Here is a 19,634-nt window from a genome sequence, read left to right on the forward strand (position 1 = left end):
TGGTCACTCCTCAACGGTCATCTTGCGCATGCGGGGACGAAGGGGAACGGCGGACTCTTCCGTCCACGCGGCGAGCGCGGAGACGGTCGGCAGGTCGAAGATCGTGCGGATGGGGATCTCAATGCCCAGACCGGCCCGGGCCCGGGTGATCAGCCGGGCGGCCAGCAGGGAGTGCCCGCCGAGCGCGAAGAAGGCGTCGTCGACGCCGACCCGGTCGACCCCGAGCACTTCGGCGAACAGCCGGCACAGCCCCTCCTCGCGGGGCGTGCGGGGCGCCCGGTAGGCGGTGGTGGGAGTGACCTCGGGAACCGGCAGCCGGCCGTGGTCGAGCTTGCCGTTGGGCGAGAGCGGCAGCCGGTCCAGCGGCACGAACGCGGCCGGGACCATGTAGTCGGGCAGCCGCTCGGCCAGGTGCTCGCGCAGCCGTCCGGCGTCGGGGACGGTCTGGCCGGTCGCGGGCACCAGGTACGCCGCCAGGTAGCGCGCGCCGCCGTTGTCCCGGGGCACGACCGCCGCCTGCGCCACGTCCGGATGCGCGGTCAGCGCGGCCTCGACCTCGCCGGGCTCGATCCGGTAGCCGCGGATCTTCACCTGGTCGTCGATGCGGCCCAGGTGGTGCAGCTCGCCGTCGGCGGACAGGCTGGCCAGGTCGCCGGTGCGGTACATGCGGCTGCCGGGCCGCCCGAAGGGGTCGGCGACGAAGCGGTCGGCGGTGAGCGCGGCCTGGTTGGGATAGCCGCGTCCGGCGCCGGCGAGGTAGAGCTCGCCGGCGGTGCCCGGCGGCAGCAGGGTCAGGCCCGGGCCGAGGATGTAGGCGCGCACGCCGGGGAAGGGCCGGCCGATCGGCACGTCCGGGTCGTACGTCCGGTCGGGGCCGAGCAGGTGGGCGGTGGCGTAGAAGGTCTCGCTGGGGCCGTAGCTGTTGATGACCCGGGCCCCGGGCCACAGCGAGCGCACGCGGTCGGCCAGCGCCGGGGTCAGCACCTCCCCGGAGATGTTCAGCGCCGTGGGCCGGAGCCGGTCGCCGAGCTGGCCGACGAGTTCGGCCCAGGCCGAGGGCACCGAGCAGACCACGTCGACGTCCCAGCTGTCGCGTTCGGCGAGCTCCAGCACGTCGCGCACGATCTCGGCGCTGCCGCCGGTGGTGAGCGCGGCGAACAGCTCGAAGGTGGCGACGTCGAACCCGAAGGAGGCGGCGAGCAGGATCCGCCGGCCGGGGCCGGTCCCGGTCGTCCCCGCCATCCCGGCCTGCGCGACCATGGTGTCCACGGCGGCCACGACCGTGGTGTGGGCGATGCCCACGCCCTTGGGCACGCCGGTGGAGCCGGAGGTGTAGACGACGAAGGCGAGGTTGTCGGGTCCGGCCTTGCGCCGCGGGGTCGCCGGGCTCTCGGGGTCCGCAAGGCTCGCGGGGTTCGCAGGGTTCGCAGTCTCCTCGGCGGGCGCGGCGGGCGCGGCGAGCAGGTCGTCCAGGACGACCACGGGGATGTCCGTCTCCGGGATGAGCCCGCGGGTCTCGGCGTCCACCAGCACCAGGTGCGGCCGGGCGCCGGGCAGGATCCGCGGCAGCCGGGCGCGGGCGAACGCGGGGTCCACCGGCAGATAGGCGCCGCCGGCCTTGAGGATGCCGAGCAGCGTCACCACCATGGTCAGGCCGCGCGGCAGGACCACGCTGACCAGCGTCTCCGGGCCCACCGCGCGGGCGACCAGCCGGGCGGCGAGCTGTTCGGCGCGCGCGTCCAGTTCGGCATACGTCAGCGAGGCGCCCCCGGCCACCACGGCGACCGCGTCAGGGCTCTGCGCCGCCTGGGCCTCGAAGCGTTCGACGAGCGTGGTGTCGGCGGACCGGAGCGCCGGGTGGCTCAGGTCGCTGAGCAGCCAAGCGCGTTCGGCCGCGGTCAGGATGTCGACGTGCGCGACGGTGCCGTCGAGGCCGGCCGCCATCCGGCGCAGGATGCCGACGAGGCGGGTCGCGTAGGTCTCGGCGGTGCCCCGGTCGACGACCCCCGGCGCGTACTGCAGGGCGAGTTCGAGGTGGTCGCCGATCCCCGCCGTCAGGCACAGCGGGTAGTTGTTCCCGGCGAAGGGCCGGAAGCCGGTGAAGGTGATCCCGTCCGCGGCCTCGCCGGCGGCGGACAGCCCCTCGCGGTCGATCGGGTAGGACTCGAAGACGACCAGCGTGTCGAACAGCGCCGGCACGCCGGCCGCCTGCTGGATGTCCGCGAGCCCGTGGTGGTGGAAGTCCGCGAGCGCCGCCTGCCGGCCCTGGAGCGCGGTGACTACCTCGGCGAAGGTGTCGCCGGGCGCGTGCCGCACCCGGACCGGCACGGTGTTGATGAACATCCCGACCATCGACTCGACGTCCGGCACCGCGGGCGGGCGGCCGGAGACCGTGGCCCCGAACACCACGTCCTGACGGCCGGTGAGCAGGCTCAGCAGCAGCGCCCACGCGCCCTGGACCAGGCTGTTGACGGTGACGCCGAGCTCGGCGGCGCGCCGGACCAGGTCCCGGGCCTGCTCAGGGGGCAGCGCGACGGCGACCTCGGCGCGGCCCGCGCCGTCGGCGCCGGCGGCGTCCGGGACCAGCAGCGTCGGCCCGTCGAGCCCGTCGAGCTCCGCGGCCCAGACCCGGGCCGCCTCCTGCTTGTCCTGCCGGGCGAGCCAGGCCAGGAACTCGCCGGGGTCGCCGGGCCGGGACATGCCGGACGGATCGCCGCCGGCGGCGTAGAGCAGCAGCAGGTCCTGCATCAGCAGCGGGGTCGACCAGCCGTCGAACAGCAGGTGGTGGAAGGTCAGGACCAGCTCGGCCCGGTCCGGTCCGAGGTCGGCCAGCGCCAGCCGGAACAGCGGCGGAGCGCCGGGGTCGAAGTAGTCGGTCCGGTCCTGGGCCAGGAAGCGTTCGAAGGTCTCAGTGCGCTGCGTCTCGCTGCGGGCGCTGAGGTCAAGGTACTGCCACGGCAGGGTCACCTTCTGCGGGATCACCTGGGCCACGTCGCCGTCGGTCCGGTCGGCGAACGCCGCGCGCAGGCCGAGGTGGCGGTCCAGCAGCGCCTGTCCGGCGCGGCGCATCCGTTCCGGATCGACCCTTCCGGACAGCTGGAAGGCCATCTGGATGTGGTACGGGTCGTAGCCCGCCTCGGCCTGCTTGGCGTGGAACAGGATCCCGGCCTGCACCGGGGTCATCGGCCACAGCGCGGTCAGCGGGCCGAAGCGGCGCTCCCAGGCGTCGATCTCCTCCTGCCGCACCGGGATCAGCGGCGCGTCGCCGGGGGTGAGCCCGCCGGCCTCGGGAGCGGCGGCGTGCCGGGCCAGCGCGGTCAGCGCCCGCACCCACAGCCCGGCCAGCTCGCTCACTTCGGCGCGGGACAGCACGCCGGTGGCGAAGCCGAAGTACGCCGTCAGCACCTCCGCCTCGGCGGTGGCCACGGCCACGGTGTTGATCTCCAGCTCCGAGAGCACCGGCATGTCGGCGTCGGGCGCGGCGATCAGGTCCTGGGTGTCGTCCGCGTCCCAGCCCAGGTTCCGCAGCTCCCCCGGCAGGTCCGCGCCGGAGGCCTTGCCGAGGTAGTTGAAGCCGATCCGCGGTTCGCGCGCCTCGGCCAGGACCGCGCCGGTCTCGCTGTTCAGGTGGCGGAGCAGCCCGTAGCCCAGGCCATCGTCCGGCACCGCCAGCAGCTGTTCCTTGACCGCTTTGAGCGCCCGCCCGGCGGCCGGACCGCCGGCGAAGGCTTCGGCCAGGTCGATGCCGGCCAGGTCCAGCCGGACCGGGAACATCGCGGTGAACCAGCCGAGGGTACCGGACAGGTCCGCGCCGGGGACCAGGTGGTCTTCCCGGCCGTGCCCTTCCAGCCGGACCAGGGTCGAGGGCGCGGCCTGGCCGCGCGTCGAGCGCCACTGCGCCACCGCTAGGGCGAGCGCGGTCAGCAGCCCGTCGTCGACGCCGGCGTGGAAGGCCGCGGGCAGCGTGGTCAGCAGGATCCGCGTGACGTCGGCCGACACCTCGACGCGGACGGTGTCCACGGTCGCCGCGACGTCGCGCGTCAGGTCCAGTTCTCGCACGCCGAGCGGCGGCTCGTCGTCGGCCAGGATCCGTTGCCAGACGGGCAGTTCGGCGACCCGCTGCGCACCGGCGGCCTCGTCGGCCAAGGCGTGCGTCCAGCGCCGCAGCGAAGTCCCGGCGACCGCCGGTTCGGCCGGGCCGCCCTCGCGCACCCGCTGCCAGGCCGAGATCAGGTCCGGCAGCAGGATCCGCCACGACACGCCGTCGACGACCAGGTGGTGCAGCACGATGAGCAACCGGTCCGCGCCACGGCCTGAGGTGAGCCAGACGAACTGCGCCATGACGCCGGTGTCAGGGTCCAGACGAGCGGCGGCCGCGTCCAGCTCGGCCTGCACGTCGGCCTCGGGACCGGCGACCGTGCGCAGCAGCTCGTCGGCCACCACCGCGCCGACCGGTGCCATCCACAGGCCCGGCCGCGCGCGGTCAAGCCGGGAGCGCAGCGCGTCGTGCCGGTCCAGCAGCGCCTGAAGCGCCGCGACCAGGCCGGCCCGGTCGACGCCGGCCGGCAGGTTCAGCAGCATCGACATGCAGAACCGGCCGATGCCGCCGCCGCGGGCGAGCACGTGCGCCGCCGTCGGCGGCAGCGGGGCCCAGCCGACGCCGCCGCCGGGCAGCTCGGGCAGCGTCGCGCGCACCTGGTCCGACCGGCCCTGGACGAGCTCTGCCAGCCGGGCCACCGAGCGGCGCTCGAAGACCTCCCGCGTGCTGATCTCGACGCCGCGCGTCCGGGCCCGCGCCACGACCTGGATGGAGCGGATGCTGTCGCCGCCGATGGCGAAGAAGTCGTCGTCGACGCCCACCTGCTCGGCGTCCAGGACGTCGGCGTACACCTCGGCCAGAACCTGCTCGGCCACGCCGTGCGGCGCCCGGTACTCCGGGGCGTCGAGCTTGGGCTCCGGGAGCGCGGCGACGTCGAGCTTCCCGGTCGGGGTCAGCGGCATCCGGTCCAGGACCACGAACCGGGTCGGGACCATGTAGTCCGGCAGCCGCTCGGCCACGAACCGCCGCAACTGCTCGGTCGGCACCTCGGCGCCGGACGGCGCCACGTAGGCGATGAGCCGGGCCCGGCCGGTGTGGTCCTCGCGCACCGTGACGGCGGCCCGGGCGACCCCGGGATGCCCGGCGATGACGGTCTCGACCTCGACCGGCTCGACCCGGATGCCGTTCACCTTCGCCTGCGCGTCGACCCGCCCCGCGTACGAGAGCCCGCCGTCGGCGTCCCACCGGGCCAGGTCCCCGGTGCGGTACAGGCGCGCGCCGGCCGGGCCGAAGGGGCTGGCGACGAAGCGCTCGGCGGTGGCCGCGCCGTTGCGGTGGTAGCCGCGGGCGAGCACACCGCCGACGTACAGCTCACCGGTCACGCCCGGCGGAACCGGGGCGAGCTCGGGCCCCAGGACGTAGGCGCGCATGTTGGCCAGCGGCCGTCCGACCGGGATCGCCGAGATGCCGGTCGATCGCGACGGCAGCGTGTAGGTGGAGGCGTAGAAGCTCTCTGTCTGTCCGTAGGCGTTGATGACGCGCACCCCGGGCAGGGCGTCGTGGACCCGGCGGACCAGCTCGGCCGAGAGCGCCTCGCCGGCGAAAACAACGGTCTCGATGTCCAGCTCGATCTGCTCCGAGCCTGCGGTGACCTGGTCCAGCAGCGCCGAGAACACCGAGGGCACGGCGCTGACGGTGCTGCCCGACCAGCCGCCGCGCTCGCCGACCTCCAGCACGTCGCGGACGATCTCGACGCTCGCTCCGGTGGTGAGGGCGGTGAAGACCTCGAACACCGAGACGTCGAAGTTCACCGAGCTGGCGGCCAGCATCCGCGAGCCCGGCCCGACGTGCACGCGCCGCCGCAGGTCCAGGACGCCGTTGACGACGCCGGCGTGCGTGATGGCCACGCCCTTGGGGACACCGGTCGAGCCGGACGTGAACATCACGTAGGCCAGGTTGTCCGGCGTGATGCCGGGGTCTGCGTTGTCGAGATCTGTGTTGTCGAGATCTGTGTCATCGAGGCCATCGAGGTCATCGAGGTACAGGACCGGCGACCGGGTCCCGGCCACCATCGCGGCCGTCGCGCGGTCGGTCAGGATCAGCGCCGGATCGGCGGTGTCCAGCAGCAGCCCGACGCGCGCCGATGGGAAGGCCGGGTCGACCGGCAGGTAGGCGCCGCCGGCCTTGAGCACCGCCAGCAGCGCGACCACCAGGTCCGCCGAGCGCGGCAGCGCCACGGCGGTCAGCACGTCCGGGCCGACGCCCCGCGCACGCAGCACCGCGGCGAGCCGTCCGGCCCGGGCCTCCAGGTCGCGGTAGGAGAGCTCGGTCCCGCCGCAGACCACCGCCGCGGCGTCCGGGGTCCGCACCGCCTGGGCGGCCACCAGCTCCGGGAGCGTCGCGGCCGGCACCGGCGCCGCGGTGGCGTTCAGCCGGTCCAGCTGCTCCCGCTCGGCACCGGTGAGCACGTCCACCCGGCCCAGCGGCGTCCCGGGGTCGGCGACGACCTGTCGCAGCACCCGGACGTACCGCTCGACCAGGCTCTGCGCGGTGGCCCGGTCGAACAGCTCAGTCGCGTACTCCAGGCGTCCGTACCCGCCGCCGGACTCGGTCGGGATGATGTTCAGGACCAGGTCGAACTTGGCGGTGCCGGTGCTCGCGGACAGCGGCGTGACCCGCAGCCCGGGCATCTCGACCCGCGACCACTCGAACTGCCAGGCCAGCATCACCTGGAACAGGGGCTGGTAGGAGGTGGTGCGCTCCGGGCCGAGCAGTTCCACCAGGCGCTCGAACGGCACGTCCTGGTTGTCGTAGGCGGCCAGCGCGCGGTCGCGCACCTGCTGGAGCAGCCCGGCGAACGACGGGTCGCCGGCCAGGTCCACGCGCAGCACCCAGGTGTTCGCGAAGAAGCCGATCAGCTCGTCGAGCTGTTCGTCGGCGCGGCCCTCGATCGGGCTGCCGATGGTCAGGTCGTTGCCCGCGCCGAGGTGGTGCAGCAGCACGGCGAGCGCCGCCTGCGCGGCCATCGGCGGCGTGGCGCCGTTGTCGGCGGCGAGCTTGCGCAGCCCGCCGAGCAGGTCCGGTTCCAGCTCGAAGTCGGTGTACGCGCCGCGGTGGTCGGGGCTGGTCGGCCGCGGCCGGTCCAGCGGCAGCTGCACCGGCTGGCGCGATCCGGCCAGTTCCCGGCGCCAGTAGTCCAGCTGTGCGGCGGCGATGCTGCCCGGGTCGGCCTCGTCGCCGAGCAGCTGCCGCTGCCAGAGCGTGTAGTCCCGGTACTGCACCGGAAGCGGTTTCCAGTCCGGCGCACTCCCCCGGTGGCGGGCCGTGTACGCGGACACCAGGTCGCGCAGGAACGGCCCCATCGACGCGCCGTCCGAGGCGACGTGGTGGAACACGAACACCAGCACGTGCTCCTGCGGGCCGGTGCGGAGCACGGTCGTGCGCAGCGGCAGGTCCGTGTCCAGCTGGAAGGTCTCCGAGGCGGCCAGGTGCATCGCGGAGTCCAGTGCGCCGGCGGAGACGTCCACGACCCGCAGCGCGACGGTCGCCTCGGCCGGGGGCAGGATCCGCTGCTCCGGCCGGCCGTCCGCGTCCTCCACGATCAGGGTCCGCAGACTCTCGTGCCGGGTCACGATGTCCTGCACCGCCGCGGCCAGGGCCGCGGTGTCCAGCGGCCCCTCCAGGCGCAGCGCGAACGGGATGTTGTAGGTGGCGGACGGGCCTTCGAGCCGGTGCAGGAACCACAGCCGGCTCTGGGCGAAGGACAGGGGGGTCATCGGCCCTCCTCCTCGACGGTCATCCGCCGCATCGCGGGGCGGTTCGACGTGGCCATTTCCTTGAGCTGTCCGGCCAGCTGGGCCACCGTCGGGCAGCGGAAGATCGTCGTGACGTTCGCCTCGACGTGGAACTCGGCGCGGATGCGGCCCACGAGCCGGGTGGCCAGCAGCGAGTGCCCGCCGTAGTCGAAGAAGTCGACGTCGATGCCGACCTCCTCCACGCCGAGCAGTTCTGCGAACAGCCGGCACAGGACTTCCTCGTCGTGGGTGCGCGGCCCGCGTCCCTCGGCGGCCGCGGCGGGATCCGGGTCCGGCAGTGCGGCCCGGTCGAGCTTGCCGCTCACCGTCATCGGGAGCTCGGGGATCGGCACGATCGCCGAGGGGACCATGTACTCCGGCAGCCGGGCCCGGAGCAGATCGGCCAGCGGTCCGACGTCCACCCCGGCCGGGTCCGTCCCGGCGGCGGGCACCACGTAGGCGATCAGGCGCTGGTCGCCCCGCGCCTTCTCGCGCACGACGACCGCGGCCTGCGCCACCCGCGGATGCCCGGTGAGCGCCTGCTCGATCTCGTCCAGCTCGATGCGCAGGCCGCGAACCTTGACCTGGAAGTCGGTGCGGCCGAGGTATTCGATCTGGCCGTCCTCGTTCCAGCGCACCACGTCGCCGGTGCGGTACATCCGCGATCCGGGCTCGCCGTAAGGACAGGCGAGGAACCGCTGCGCGGTCAGGCCGGTCTGCCCGAGGTAGCCCCGGGCCAGTCCGGCGCCGGCCAGGTACAGCTCGCCGACGACGCCCGGCGCGACCGGGTGCAGCGCCGCGTCGAGCACGTAGACCTGGGTGTTCCAGACCGGCCGGCCGATCGGCACCCGGTCCGCGCCCGGCACGTGCCGCCAGCCGGTCACCTCGACCGCGGCCTCGGTGGGGCCGTAGAGGTTGTAGACCGCGCAGTCCGGAAGCAGGGCGCTGCACAGATTCGCCAGCGCGGCCGGGAACGCCTCGCCGGCGACCTCGATCCAGCGCAGGCTCGTGCAGTCCTTCGCCGAGTCCTCGGCGAGGAACACCTCCAGCAGGGAGGGCACGAAGTCGGCGCCGGTGACCCCCTCCCGCTGGATCAGCTCGGCCAGGTAGGCCGGGTCCTTGCGGCCGTCGGGGCGGGCGATCACGACGGCGGCCCCGACCCGCAGCGGGGCGAACAGCTCGGGCACCGAGACGTCGAAGCTCGCCGTCGTGCTGAGCAGCACCCGGTCCTCGGGCGTGACGTCGAACTGTGCCAGGCCCCACTCGAGCCGGTTGGTGATCGAGCGGTGCGAGACCGGCACGCCCTTGGGCCCGCCGGTGGAGCCCGAGGTGTAGATGACGTAGGCGGCGTGGTCCGGGGACAGATCGCGCCGCGGGTCGGTGTCGTCGTACCCGGACACGTCCGGCAGCACGTCGTCGAGCATCAGCAGCGGTCGGGCGCTGTCCGCCAGCTGCCGTACCCGGTCCTGCGGCAGCGCGGGGTCCACCGGCAGGTAGGCGGCGCCGGCCTTCACCACCGCGTAGATCGCGACCATCATCTCGACGGAGCGCGGGACGCGGACCGCGACGATCTGCTCCGGCCCCGCGCCCTGCGCGATCAGCCAGTGCGCGAGCCGGTTGGCCCGCCGGTTGAACTCCGCGTAGGTCAGCGTCTCCTGCTCGCCGATCACCGCGACCCGCTCGCCGAAGCGCCGCACCGCCGCTTCGAACGCCTCAGGCAGCGTGCTCGGCGCCACCGGATGCGCCGTGTCGTTGGACTCCCGCAGCAGTTCCTCGCGCTCGGCCTCCGACAGCACGTCGATCGCCCCGACGAGGATCCGCGGATCGGCGGTCAGCTGCTCCAGGACCCGCACCAGCCGGACGGCGAGCGCCTGCGCGGCGGCGTGGTCGTAGATGTTGTCCTGGTAGTCCAGCGACAGCCGCAGGTTGGGGTCGGAGGCGTTGAGGGTGAGCGGGTAGTGCGAACCCGCGAACGGCCGGATGGCGTCGATCGTGAGCCCGGCCGCGTCGTTCGCGCCGACGATGCCCTCCCGGTCGACCGGGTAGTTCTCGAACACGACGATCGTGTCGAACAGCACCGGCAGGCCGGTTCCGCGCTGGATGTCGGCCAGGCCGTAGTAGTGGTGGTCCAGCAGCGCGGTCTGGCGGTTCTGCAGATCCGTGACGACCTCGCGGAAGCTGCTCTCCGGCCGGCAGGACACCCGGACCGGCAGGGTGTTGATGAACAGGCCGACCATCTCCTCGGAGCCGGGGAGATCGGCCGGGCGGCCGTTGACGGCGGCGCCGACCACCACGTCCTGCTGGCCGACCAGCTTGGAGAGCAGGACCGCCCACGCGCCCTGCAGGAGCGTGTTCAGCGTGACCCCCAGCTCCGCCGCGCGCCGGGTGATCTCCCGGCCCTGGTCCATCGACCACGGCACCTCGACCCGCCCGAGCGCGGAGGCCTTGCCCTTCAGGGCGGCGTCCGGGGCCACGAGGGTCGGCTGGTCGAACCCGGCGAGCTCGGCTCGCCACAAGGCGGCGGTGGCCTCCCGGTCCCGGGTGGACAGCCAGGCCAGGTAGTCGCCGTAGCCGCGGACCGGGGCCAACTCGCCGGACCCGGAGTAGAGCGTCATCAGGTCCCGGAACACCAGCGGCGAGGACCAGCCGTCGAACACCGTGTGGTGCGCGGTGATGATCAGCTTGGCGCGGTCGGGTCCGCAGGTGAGCACGGCCATGCGCACCAGCGGCGGCCGCGCGGGGTCCAGCGGCAGGCCGCGGTCCTCGGCGAGGAACCGGTCGAGCTCGGCGTCCTGCTCGGCCTCGCCGCGGCCGGTCAGGTCGACGTGCCGCCACGGCAGCTCGACCGTCCGCGGGATCACCTGGACCGCGTCGCCGTCGGCGGCCAGCAGGAAGGCGGCGCGCGTGTTCGGGTAGCGGTCCAGCAGCGCCTGGCCGGCGGACCGCATGCGCTCGGGGTCCACCTGTCCGGAAAGGTGCAGCACGAACTGCATGTGGTAGACGTCGAAGGAGCCGTCGGCGACCGCGGCCTGGAACTGGATCCCGGACTGTCCCGGGGCCTGCGGCCAGATCTCGTCCAGCCGGCCGTAGTGGGCTTCCCAGGCCTCGATCTCGTCCTGGCGCACCGAGACCAGCGCGGCGTCCGAGGGGGTGAGGCCGCCGATGTCCGGGCGGTCGGCGAAGGCGGCCATGCCGCGCAGCACCTCGACCCACAGCGCGGCCAGCTCGGAAGTGCGCTCGCGGGACAGCACTCCGGAGGCGTAGGAGAACGCTGCCTGCAGCCGGGTGCCGTCGGAGTCCTCCAGGGCGACGGCGCCGACCTCCAGCGCGGACAGCGCGGGCATGGCCGGGTCCGGGCCCGGGATCAGGGCGGCGGACCAGGGCGCCGGGCCCCATCCGTTCGCCCGCAGCTCTTCGGGCACGTCGGCGGCGGAGACGCGGCCGAGGTAGTTGAAGCCGATCTGCGGCGCCGGGTAGTCGGCGAGCTGCGGGCCGGCCTCCGGGTTCAGGTAGCGCAGCAGCGCGTATCCGAGGCCCTTGTCCGGTATCGCGCGCAGCTGTTCCTTGACCAGCTTGATCGCCGCCCCGGCCGCCGGGCCGCCGGCCAGCACCTCGGCCTGGTCCAGCCCGCTCACGTCGATCCGTGCCGGGTACATGCTGGTGAACCAGCCGATGGTCCGGGACAGGTCGGCGCCGGGGACGACGTCCTCCTCGCGGCCGTGCCCCTCCATCCGGACCAGGGTCGAGCCGTCGGTGCCACCGGTGCCACCGGTACCACCAGCGCCACCAGCGCCGTCGGTACCGCGCCACCGGTCGACCGCCACGGCGAGCGCGGCGAGCAGGACATCGGTCGCCGTGCCCTTGAACGCCGCCGGAAGCCGGGTCAGCACCGCCTCGGTGATCTCGGCCGGCAGGTCCACGCGCAGGGTGTCGACCGTGGACATCAGGTCCACCGCCGGGTCGAACAGCCGGGGGCCCAGCGGGAGATCCGGCGTCTCCAGCACCTGGTGCCAGTACACGAGCTCGTCCTCGCGCCGCTCGGACAGCGCGTCGGCCTCCAGCGCCGCCGCCCAGCGGCGCGCCGAGGTGCCGACCGCGGGCAGCTCGGGCGTCCGGCCGGACGCGACCTGCTGCCAGGCCTCTGCGAGGTCGGCCATCAGGATGCGCCAGGAAACCCCGTCCACCACCAGGTGGTGCAGCACCACCAGCAGCCGGCCCGCACCGGTCGCCGGGGCGAACCAGACGAAGTCCGCCATCGCTCCGGCTTCGGGGTCCAGGCGGCCGGTCGCGGCTTGAAGCTCCTCCTGCGCCTTCTGCAACGCGGACGGGTCGTCCCACGCTCCGTGGCAGAACACTTGGTGGATCAGGTCCGCCGCCCGAACGCTGCCCACCGGACGCACCGCCAGCGACGGTTCGTGGCCGGGGACCAGCTGCGCACGCAGCATGTCGTGCCGGTCGAGGACGGCGTCCAGCGTCGCGGCCAGCCCGTCCGCGCCGATGTCCGGCGGCAGCTCCAGTGTCATCGCCATCGCGAACCGGTCGACCCCGACGCCGGGTTCGAACACCTGCCGCGCCACCGGCTGCAACGGCATCGGTCCGACGCCGCCGCCTTCCAGCTCTTCGAGCCGGGGCAGTGTCTCCCGGCGCTCGGCGGCGACCTCGGCCAGCCGGGCCGCGGTGCGGCACTCGAAGATCTCGCGCGTGGTCAGCTGTAGGCCGCGGGCCCGCGCCCGGGCCACCACCTGGAGCGAGCGCAGGCTGTCCCCGCCGACGGCGAAGAAGTCGTCGTCGACGCCGACCCGCTCCACGCCGAGCACGTCCGCGTACGCCGCAGCGATGATCGCCTCGGTGTCGGTGCGCGGCTCCCGGTACACCTCGCCCACGAAGTCGGGCTCGGGCAGCGCCGAGCGGTCCAGCTTGCCGGTCGGACCCAGCGGGATCCGGCCGAGGGCCACGAACGCCGAGGGCACCATGTAGTCCGGGAGCCGGGCCGCGACGAACCGGCGCAGCTCGGCGGAGGAGGCACCGGCCTGGATGTCGACGTCGGAGATCGCCCCCGAGCCGTCACCGCCGCCCTCGCCGCCGCCGACGTGCACCACGTACGCCACCAGTCGGCGGCCGCCGGACGGTGCCGGCCGGCTGACCACCACGGCCTCGCTGATCCCGGGGTGCCGCACGCACGCCGCCTCCACCTCGGCGGTCTCGATGCGGAAGCCGCGGACCTTCACCTGGCCGTCGCTGCGGCCGACGCACTCCAGCCGGCCGTGCGCGTTCCAGCGGGCCAGGTCGCCGGTGCGGTACATCCGCTCCCCGGCCGGGCCGAAGGGATTGGCCACGAACCGCTCGGCGGTGGCCGCGCCGCTGTGCCGGTAGCCGCGGCCAAGACAGGCTCCTGCCACGTACAGCTCGCCGGTGACGCCCTGCGGCACCGGGGCGAGACCCGGGCCCAGCACGTAGGCGCGCATGTTCCCCAGCGGGGCCCCGATCGGCGCGACCTCGCCGTCGGCCCATTCCTCGGAGGCACCGAGGGCGAACGTGGAGACGTAGAAGCTCTCGCTCTGCCCGTAGCCGTTCACGACCTGCACCCCGGGCAGCGCCTCGCGGACCTGGCGCACCAGCCGGGCCGGGAGCACTTCGCCGGCCAGCACGACGCTGCGCAGGTCGGGCGTCTTGGGCAGGTGGCCGAGCAGTTCGGTGAGCACCGACGGGACCGTGCTGATCACGTGGCCGTCCCAGCCGTCGCGTTCGCCGAGGGCGAGCGCGTTCTGCACCACCTCCGCCGTGCCGCCGGTGGACAGGGTGGTCAGCAGCTCGAAGACCGAGACGTCGAAGTCCACTGAGGTGCCCGCGAGCATCCGCCAGCCGGGCGGCGCGTCCAGGACCCGGACCAGCTCCCGCACGCCGTTGACGACGTTGCGATGCGTGATCGCCGCGCCCTTCGGCCGACCGGTCGAGCCGGAGGTGTACATGACGTACGCCAGGTTGTCCGGACGCAGCCGGGCTCGCCTGCTCGGGTCCGCCGGGGTCCCTTCAGACGGCTGCGACAGGTCGGACGCGTCGGACGGCTCGGACGGCTCCCAGTCGGCGCGGCGGTCCAAATGAACCGGATCGATGGCGTCCAGGACCGCGCCGCCCGGCAGCAGCCGCCAGGTGTCGGTGTCGGTGACCGCGAAGCGCGGCGTCGCCTCGGAGAGCACCGTCACCGCGCGCTCGCCGAGGTGCCGCGGGTCCATCGGCAGGTAGGCGGCGCCGGACTTGAGGATCCCGAGCAGCCCGGCGACCAGGTCCTCGGTGCGCGGCAGCGCCAACACCACCAGGTCTTCGGGGCCCGCGCCGCGCCGGACCAGCTCGTCGGCGACACCCTCGGCGCGCTCGTCGAGCTCCCGGTAGCTCAGCGTCCGGTCCCCGCACACCAGCGCGGGGGCGTCGGGGGTACGCGCGACCTGGTCCTGGAACAGCTCCGGGATGGTCTGCTCGGGCACCGTGGCGGCGGTGAGGTTGAACTGCACCAGCAGCCGGTCGCGCTCGGCGGTGTCGAGCGTGTCGAGACCGCCGATCCGCTGCCCGGCGTTGGCCACCAGGCGGCTCAGGACCCGGACGAAGCGCTCTGCCAACGCCTCGACAGTGCTCTTGTCGAACAGGTCGGTGGCGTACTCCAGACGGCACTGCGCCCCGCCCCCGGCGTTCGGGATCAGGTCGAAGAAGAGGTCGAACTTGGCGGTCGGGGTCTCCAGCCGCTCGCCATGGACTCGGAAGCCGGGGATGTGCGGCTCCGGCACCGGTGGCTGCCAGGACAGCATCACCTGGAAGAACGGGTGGTAGGCGGTGGACCGGTCCGGGTTCAGCAGCTCCACCAGCCGTTCGAACGGCAGGTCCTGGTTGTCGTACGCGGCCAGGGACCGCTCCTGCACCCGCTGCAGCAGTTCCCGGAACGTCGGATCGCCGGCCAGGTCGACGCGCAGCACCCAGGTGTTGACGAAGAACCCGACCAGGTCGCGCAGCTGTTCGTCGGTGCGGCCGGCGATCGGGACGCCGATGGGCACGTCGTCGCCGCAGCCGAGGTGGTACAGCAGCACGGCGAGCGCCGCGTGCATGGTCATCGACACCGTGGCGTTCTGCTGCGCGGAGAGCTCTTCCACGGCCGAGAGCAGGCCGGGGCTGATCGAGAACCGGACCACGTCGCCGCGCCGGCTCAGCTCCCTGGGACGCGGGCGGTCGGTGGGCAGGGCCAACGGCTGCGCCAGGTCGGCCAGGGCCTCGCGCCAGTGCGCCAGCTGCCGCGCGGCGAGGCTGTCCGGGTCGCTCTCGTCGCCGAGCACGTCCTGGTGCCAGAGCGCGTAGTCGGCGTACTGCACCGGCAGCGGCTCCCAGGCCGGGGCCCGGCCCTGGTTGCGGGCCGCGTACGCGACGGTCAGGTCGCGCAGCAGCGGCCCCATGGACTCCCCGTCCAGGGCGATGTGGTGCACCACCAGCACGAGCGTGTGATCCTCCGGGCCGGAGCGCACGAGCCGGGCCCGGACCGGGATGTCGGCGGCCAGGTCGAAGGATGCGGTCGCAGCCTCCTGAAGGGCCGCCGCCCGCTCCTGCTCCGGGCCGGCCTCGACGAGCGGAAGCTGGAAGGCCGCCTCGTCCAGGGACAGGACCCGCTGGTGCGGCAGGCCGTCGCCGTCCTCGGCGATCACGGTGCGCAGCACCTCGTGCCGGTCCAGGACGTCGTGGAACGCCGAGCGCAGCGCGTCGAGGTCGAGCTCGCCTTCCAGCCGCAGCGCGAAGGCGCTGTTGTAGGTCGGCGAGGGCCCCTCGAACCGGTCCACGAACCACAGCCGGCGCTGCGCGAACGACAACGGGATCACGGTCTCTCCAAATCCGCTGAACGAGCCGGGCGCGATGCACCACTCAGCTCTGGTCGAGTACCGCCAGGAGGTCGTCGTTGTAGAAGTCGTCGAGCGAGCAGGCGCCCGACAACGTCGACAGGTAGCGGTCGATCAGGTCTTGGTGGCCGACGAGCTTGCTCAGCATCCCGGTCCTCCGGTCGGGCTTGAGCTCGGCCACGTTGAGCGCGCCCCGGTAGGCGTCGAGGAAGTCCTTGTCCAGGTCCTGTTCGTACTTCCGCAGCGCGGCGACGAGTTCGGTCTCCTCGTGCAGCCGGTCGCCGATCCGGTCGGTGAGCGACTGGGCCTGGCGGAAGGCGTCGGTGATGCCGCGCGCGGTGATCGAGTCCTTGTGGTGCGCCGCATCGCCGACCAGCGCCCAGCCGGGCCCGGCGGCTTTGCGGAAGAAGTTCTCCTGGTGGCCCGTGCCGTACATCTGCTCGGCCCGCTTGCCCGCGGCCAGCCGCTCGTAAAGCTCCGGGGACGTGCTGCGGATCGCCTCCTGGAAGGCGGGCTCCACGGCGGTGCGGACCCGGGCGAACTCCTCCTGCGGGAAGTAGGCCATGACCAGCGTGAGGTCGTCGTTGGTGGGGATGATGCCAACCCAGCGGCCGGGGCGTTCGTAGAGCTCGAAGTGGCCCGGCAGGTCGGCCCAGTAGCTGTAGTAGGTGCAGGTCAGGCGCGGGTGCTCCACGACGTTCCGGGCGCCGACCTTGCGCGCCACCAGCGACCGCATGCCGTCCGCGCCGACCACCAGGTGCGCCCGCTCGGTGGCGGTGGCACCGCCGGGGGTGGTGTACCGCACTCCGACGACCCGGCCGTCCTCCTGGATCAGGTCGTTGACCAGGCAGCCCTCCTGGAAGTCCACCCCGGCCGCGACGGCGCCGGCGGCCAGGATCGGATCGAGCACGAACCGCCGGGGCGCGTACGTGGTCCGGTGGCCCTCGACCGGCAGCGAGAAGCCGTCGATCCGGACGCCGGGCGCCTCATAGCTCTGATGGTCGATCGGTTGGCACCCGGCTTTGCGCAGGTCGTCGAGCAACCCCCAGGCGTCGAGCAGCGCCACGCCCGGCTGGTGGATGTAGTGCGATGACAGCGTGTCCTGCGGGAAGCGCGCCTTCTCCAGGAGCAGGACACGGTAGCCCTGGCGGGCGAACAGCATCGCCGTCGGCGAACCCGCGCAACGGGCGCCTATGACAACTACGTCGTACATGGCCCTCGCCTACTGTTGAGTTACCGCACGCTGGGATTCGATGTACGCGGAAATCGCAGCCACCGTCGGATTGAGGAACATCTGGTCCATCGGGACTTCGACGCCGAGTTCCTCGATGAGGGCCCTTTGGATTTTCGCCATGATCACCGACTGGCCGCCGAGAACGAAGAAGTCGTCATCGCTCGATATGTCGTCGCGGTCGAGCTCCCGGCGCCAAATGGCCTGGACCCCGTCGGCAATCATCGCAGTGCCGCCCGGCGCCATCAATGGTCGGCCGACCGGATCGGCGCGCCGGCCGCGGAAATCCGCGATCAGTGCGGCGCGGTCCACTTTCCCGTGCGGGCTCAACGGAATCCGCGCGATTTCCAGAAATGTGGCCGGCACCATCGAGCGCGGCATCGTCTCCAAGAGATCGGCACGCAGCCGGCCCGGGTCCAGCCGGCCGTTCTCCGACACCACGAACGCGACCAGCTCGTTCTCGCCGGCGGCGTCGGGCACCGGGACCACGGACGCCTGCCCGATCCCGGCCAGCCGGACCAGCGCGCGCTCCACGTCGGTCGGGTCGATGCGCATGCCACGCACCTTGACCTGCGCGTCCATCCGTCCGGCGACCACCAGGTCGCCGGCGGCGGTGACGCAGCCGAGGTCGCCGGTGCGGTACAGCCGCCGCGGCTCGCCGTCGACCAGGACCGTGGCGAAGCGCTTGGACTCGGGTCCGGCGCCGTTGAGGTAGCCCGCGCCGACGCTGGTGCCGGAGATGCAGATCTCGCCGTACTCCCCCACCCCGACACCCTCGGCCCGCTCGTCGAGGATGTGGATCTCGGTGTTGTACGCGGGTCGGCCGACCGGGGCGTTCTCGTGCCCGGCCGGCCGGAAGCCGGCCAGGTCGTAGGACGTCGCGACGTCCGTGCACTCCGCGACGCCGTACTGGTGCAGCAGCGTGCAGGTGTTGCCCTCGCGCCGGGCCCAGGGGGCGATGCGCTCGACGTGCAGCGGCTCCCCACCGAACAGCACATAGTCCAGCTTGCTCAGCACGTCCCCGCCGCGCGCAGTCTCCCAGTCCACCAGCAGGTACAACGTGCTGGAGGCGCAGTGCACGGTGCGGATCCGGTGCTCGCCGAGCAGGCGGTACGCCAGCGCGGCGTCGAAGTGCCGGCTGGGCATCAGGTACTGGGTGGCGCCGCAGAACAGCGGCGTCATCAGGGCCCGCTGGGACAGGTCGAACCCGAAGGCGCTGACCACCAGGTTGCTGGACCGGGAGTCCAGGCCGTACTCGAGCTGGAGCCAGTTGAGCAGGTTGAACCAGCCCTTGTGCCGCACCCCGGTGAGCTTCGGCGTGCCGGTCGAGCCGGAGGTGAAGACCGCGTAGCACAGGTCGTCCCCAAGCACCGGGACGTCCGGATCGGTCGTCGGCAGGTCGCGCAGCCGCTCAGCGAGCCGCCCCGGCGCGAGCACCTCAACCGCCGCCGACCCCAGCAGCCCGGCCGTCCCCGGCGACGCCACGATCAGCGCCAAATCAGGGGTCTGCTGCTGAAGCAGCGCCAACCTGGCCGCCGGATAGCCGGGGTCGAAGGGCACGTAGGCGGCGCCGGCCTTGAGCGTGCCGAGAATCGCGATCAGCAGGTCGACCGAGTAGTCGAGACAGATACCAACCTTGGCACCGCGGCCATGCCCCCGCGCGATGAGCAGATGCGCGAACCGGTTCGCCGCGGCGTCCAACTCCGCATAGGTCACCCGCTCCCCGGCACAGCAAACCGCGACGGCATCCGGCGCCTGCCGCGCCCATTCCTCGAACCGCTTGTGGACGACGGGCATCGCGGGCAGGTCGATTCGCTTTCCCCGGAGGATCATCAAACAACTCCGATACGTCAGGCTCCGTTCGGCGACAAGCGGGTCACCTCGGCGCGATGGGCGAAGCAGGGCGATTCCGAGGCGGCCGGGCGCCGGGGCGCCTGGGCACCTTGGCGTCCGGCGGCAATCAGTCCGCCGCCGCCATCGCCTCCCGCAGACTCTTCGGACGCAGATCCGTCCAGTTCTCCTCGACATAGGCCAGGCACTCCGCCCGCCCCGCCGCACCGAACGCCACCCGCCACCCAGCCGGCACCTCGGCGAACACCGGCCACAGGGAGTGCTGCTCCTCGTCATTGACCACGACGTAGAAGCTGCCGTTCTCGTCATCGAAGGGATTCGTACTCACTGCCACCGTCCTTAACAGAAACAGAGCGATCCGGAAATGAAAATGCGAAGCGACTCGAAGAAAAGCCACCGGAGTCAGACAAGCGCACGACCGGCCTTGTCTTGTCGACGGGACACCCGGCATCCGCACTAACGCAAACACCGATGTCACCGCCGGAAACGCTAGATCGGCCCCAGGCACCACGGCAAGAGAAATGGAACGCACGCGAGTTATATGCAGGCCCGGCGGTTTTGCCGACCTCAGATGGCGACGGGCCGCGCGCGGCCGGCCACGTTGCTAGGGGGTCCGAAGGACCATGGAGGGTGTTGGTTCTGGGTCCCTCGCCGCGTCGACGGGCGAAGCCAACCTGGCCGGGCCGGTGGTGTCAAGCCGGACGAGGCAGCACCACAGCAGCAGCGGTGCGGCTTGATACCGCCGGACCGGACCAATGCCGCGTAGTTAGGGTTTGTAGGGTTCTGTCAAGGTTGTTTTGTGTTTTGCGGTGGTGTAGGTGGCGGGGGCGGTTTTGGTGAAGTGGCCA

5 protein-coding genes are annotated in these 19,634 nt (G+C 72.8%); all 5 read right to left on the reverse strand.

Going from position 1 to position 19,634, the window contains the following annotated elements:
• Positions 1-3: 3 nt before the first annotated feature.
• Positions 4-7,815, reverse strand: coding sequence for an amino acid adenylation domain-containing protein (locus tag ABH920_RS24765; protein WP_370351489.1), 7,812 nt, complete (start codon positions 7,813-7,815; stop codon positions 4-6).
• Positions 7,812-15,686, reverse strand: coding sequence for an amino acid adenylation domain-containing protein (locus tag ABH920_RS24770; RefSeq protein ID WP_370351490.1), 7,875 nt, complete (start codon positions 15,684-15,686; stop codon positions 7,812-7,814). The genes ABH920_RS24765 and ABH920_RS24770 overlap by 4 nt, the downstream gene beginning before the upstream one ends.
• Before the next feature lie 43 nt (positions 15,687-15,729).
• The gene (locus ABH920_RS24775) at positions 15,730-16,917 is read right to left on the reverse strand and encodes an NAD(P)/FAD-dependent oxidoreductase (protein WP_370351491.1); all 1,188 of its coding nucleotides are present in this window, start codon (positions 16,915-16,917) and stop codon (positions 15,730-15,732) included.
• A 9-nt stretch (positions 16,918-16,926) separates the two neighbouring features.
• A complete protein-coding gene (locus tag ABH920_RS24780; RefSeq protein WP_370351492.1) occupies positions 16,927-18,768 on the reverse strand; it encodes an amino acid adenylation domain-containing protein in 1,842 nt (613 codons plus the stop codon).
• A 127-nt stretch (positions 18,769-18,895) separates the two neighbouring features.
• Complete coding sequence (locus ABH920_RS24785; protein ID WP_370351493.1) at positions 18,896-19,114, reverse strand: MbtH family protein; 219 nt, start codon at positions 19,112-19,114, stop codon at positions 18,896-18,898.
• Between the last annotated feature and the right edge of the window lie 520 nt (positions 19,115-19,634).

The organism is Catenulispora sp. EB89, assembly GCF_041261445.1.
Taxonomy (GTDB): domain Bacteria; phylum Actinomycetota; class Actinomycetes; order Streptomycetales; family Catenulisporaceae; genus Catenulispora.

Coding starts and splice junctions, on each gene's coding strand:
- ABH920_RS24765 (WP_370351489.1), bottom strand. CDS start 7,815: ATGACCCCCCTGTCCTTCGCCCAGAGCCGGCTGTGGTTCCTGCACCGG.
- ABH920_RS24775 (WP_370351491.1), bottom strand. CDS start 16,917: ATGTACGACGTAGTTGTCATAGGCGCCCGTTGCGCGGGTTCGCCGACG.
- ABH920_RS24780 (WP_370351492.1), bottom strand. CDS start 18,768: ATGATCCTCCGGGGAAAGCGAATCGACCTGCCCGCGATGCCCGTCGTC.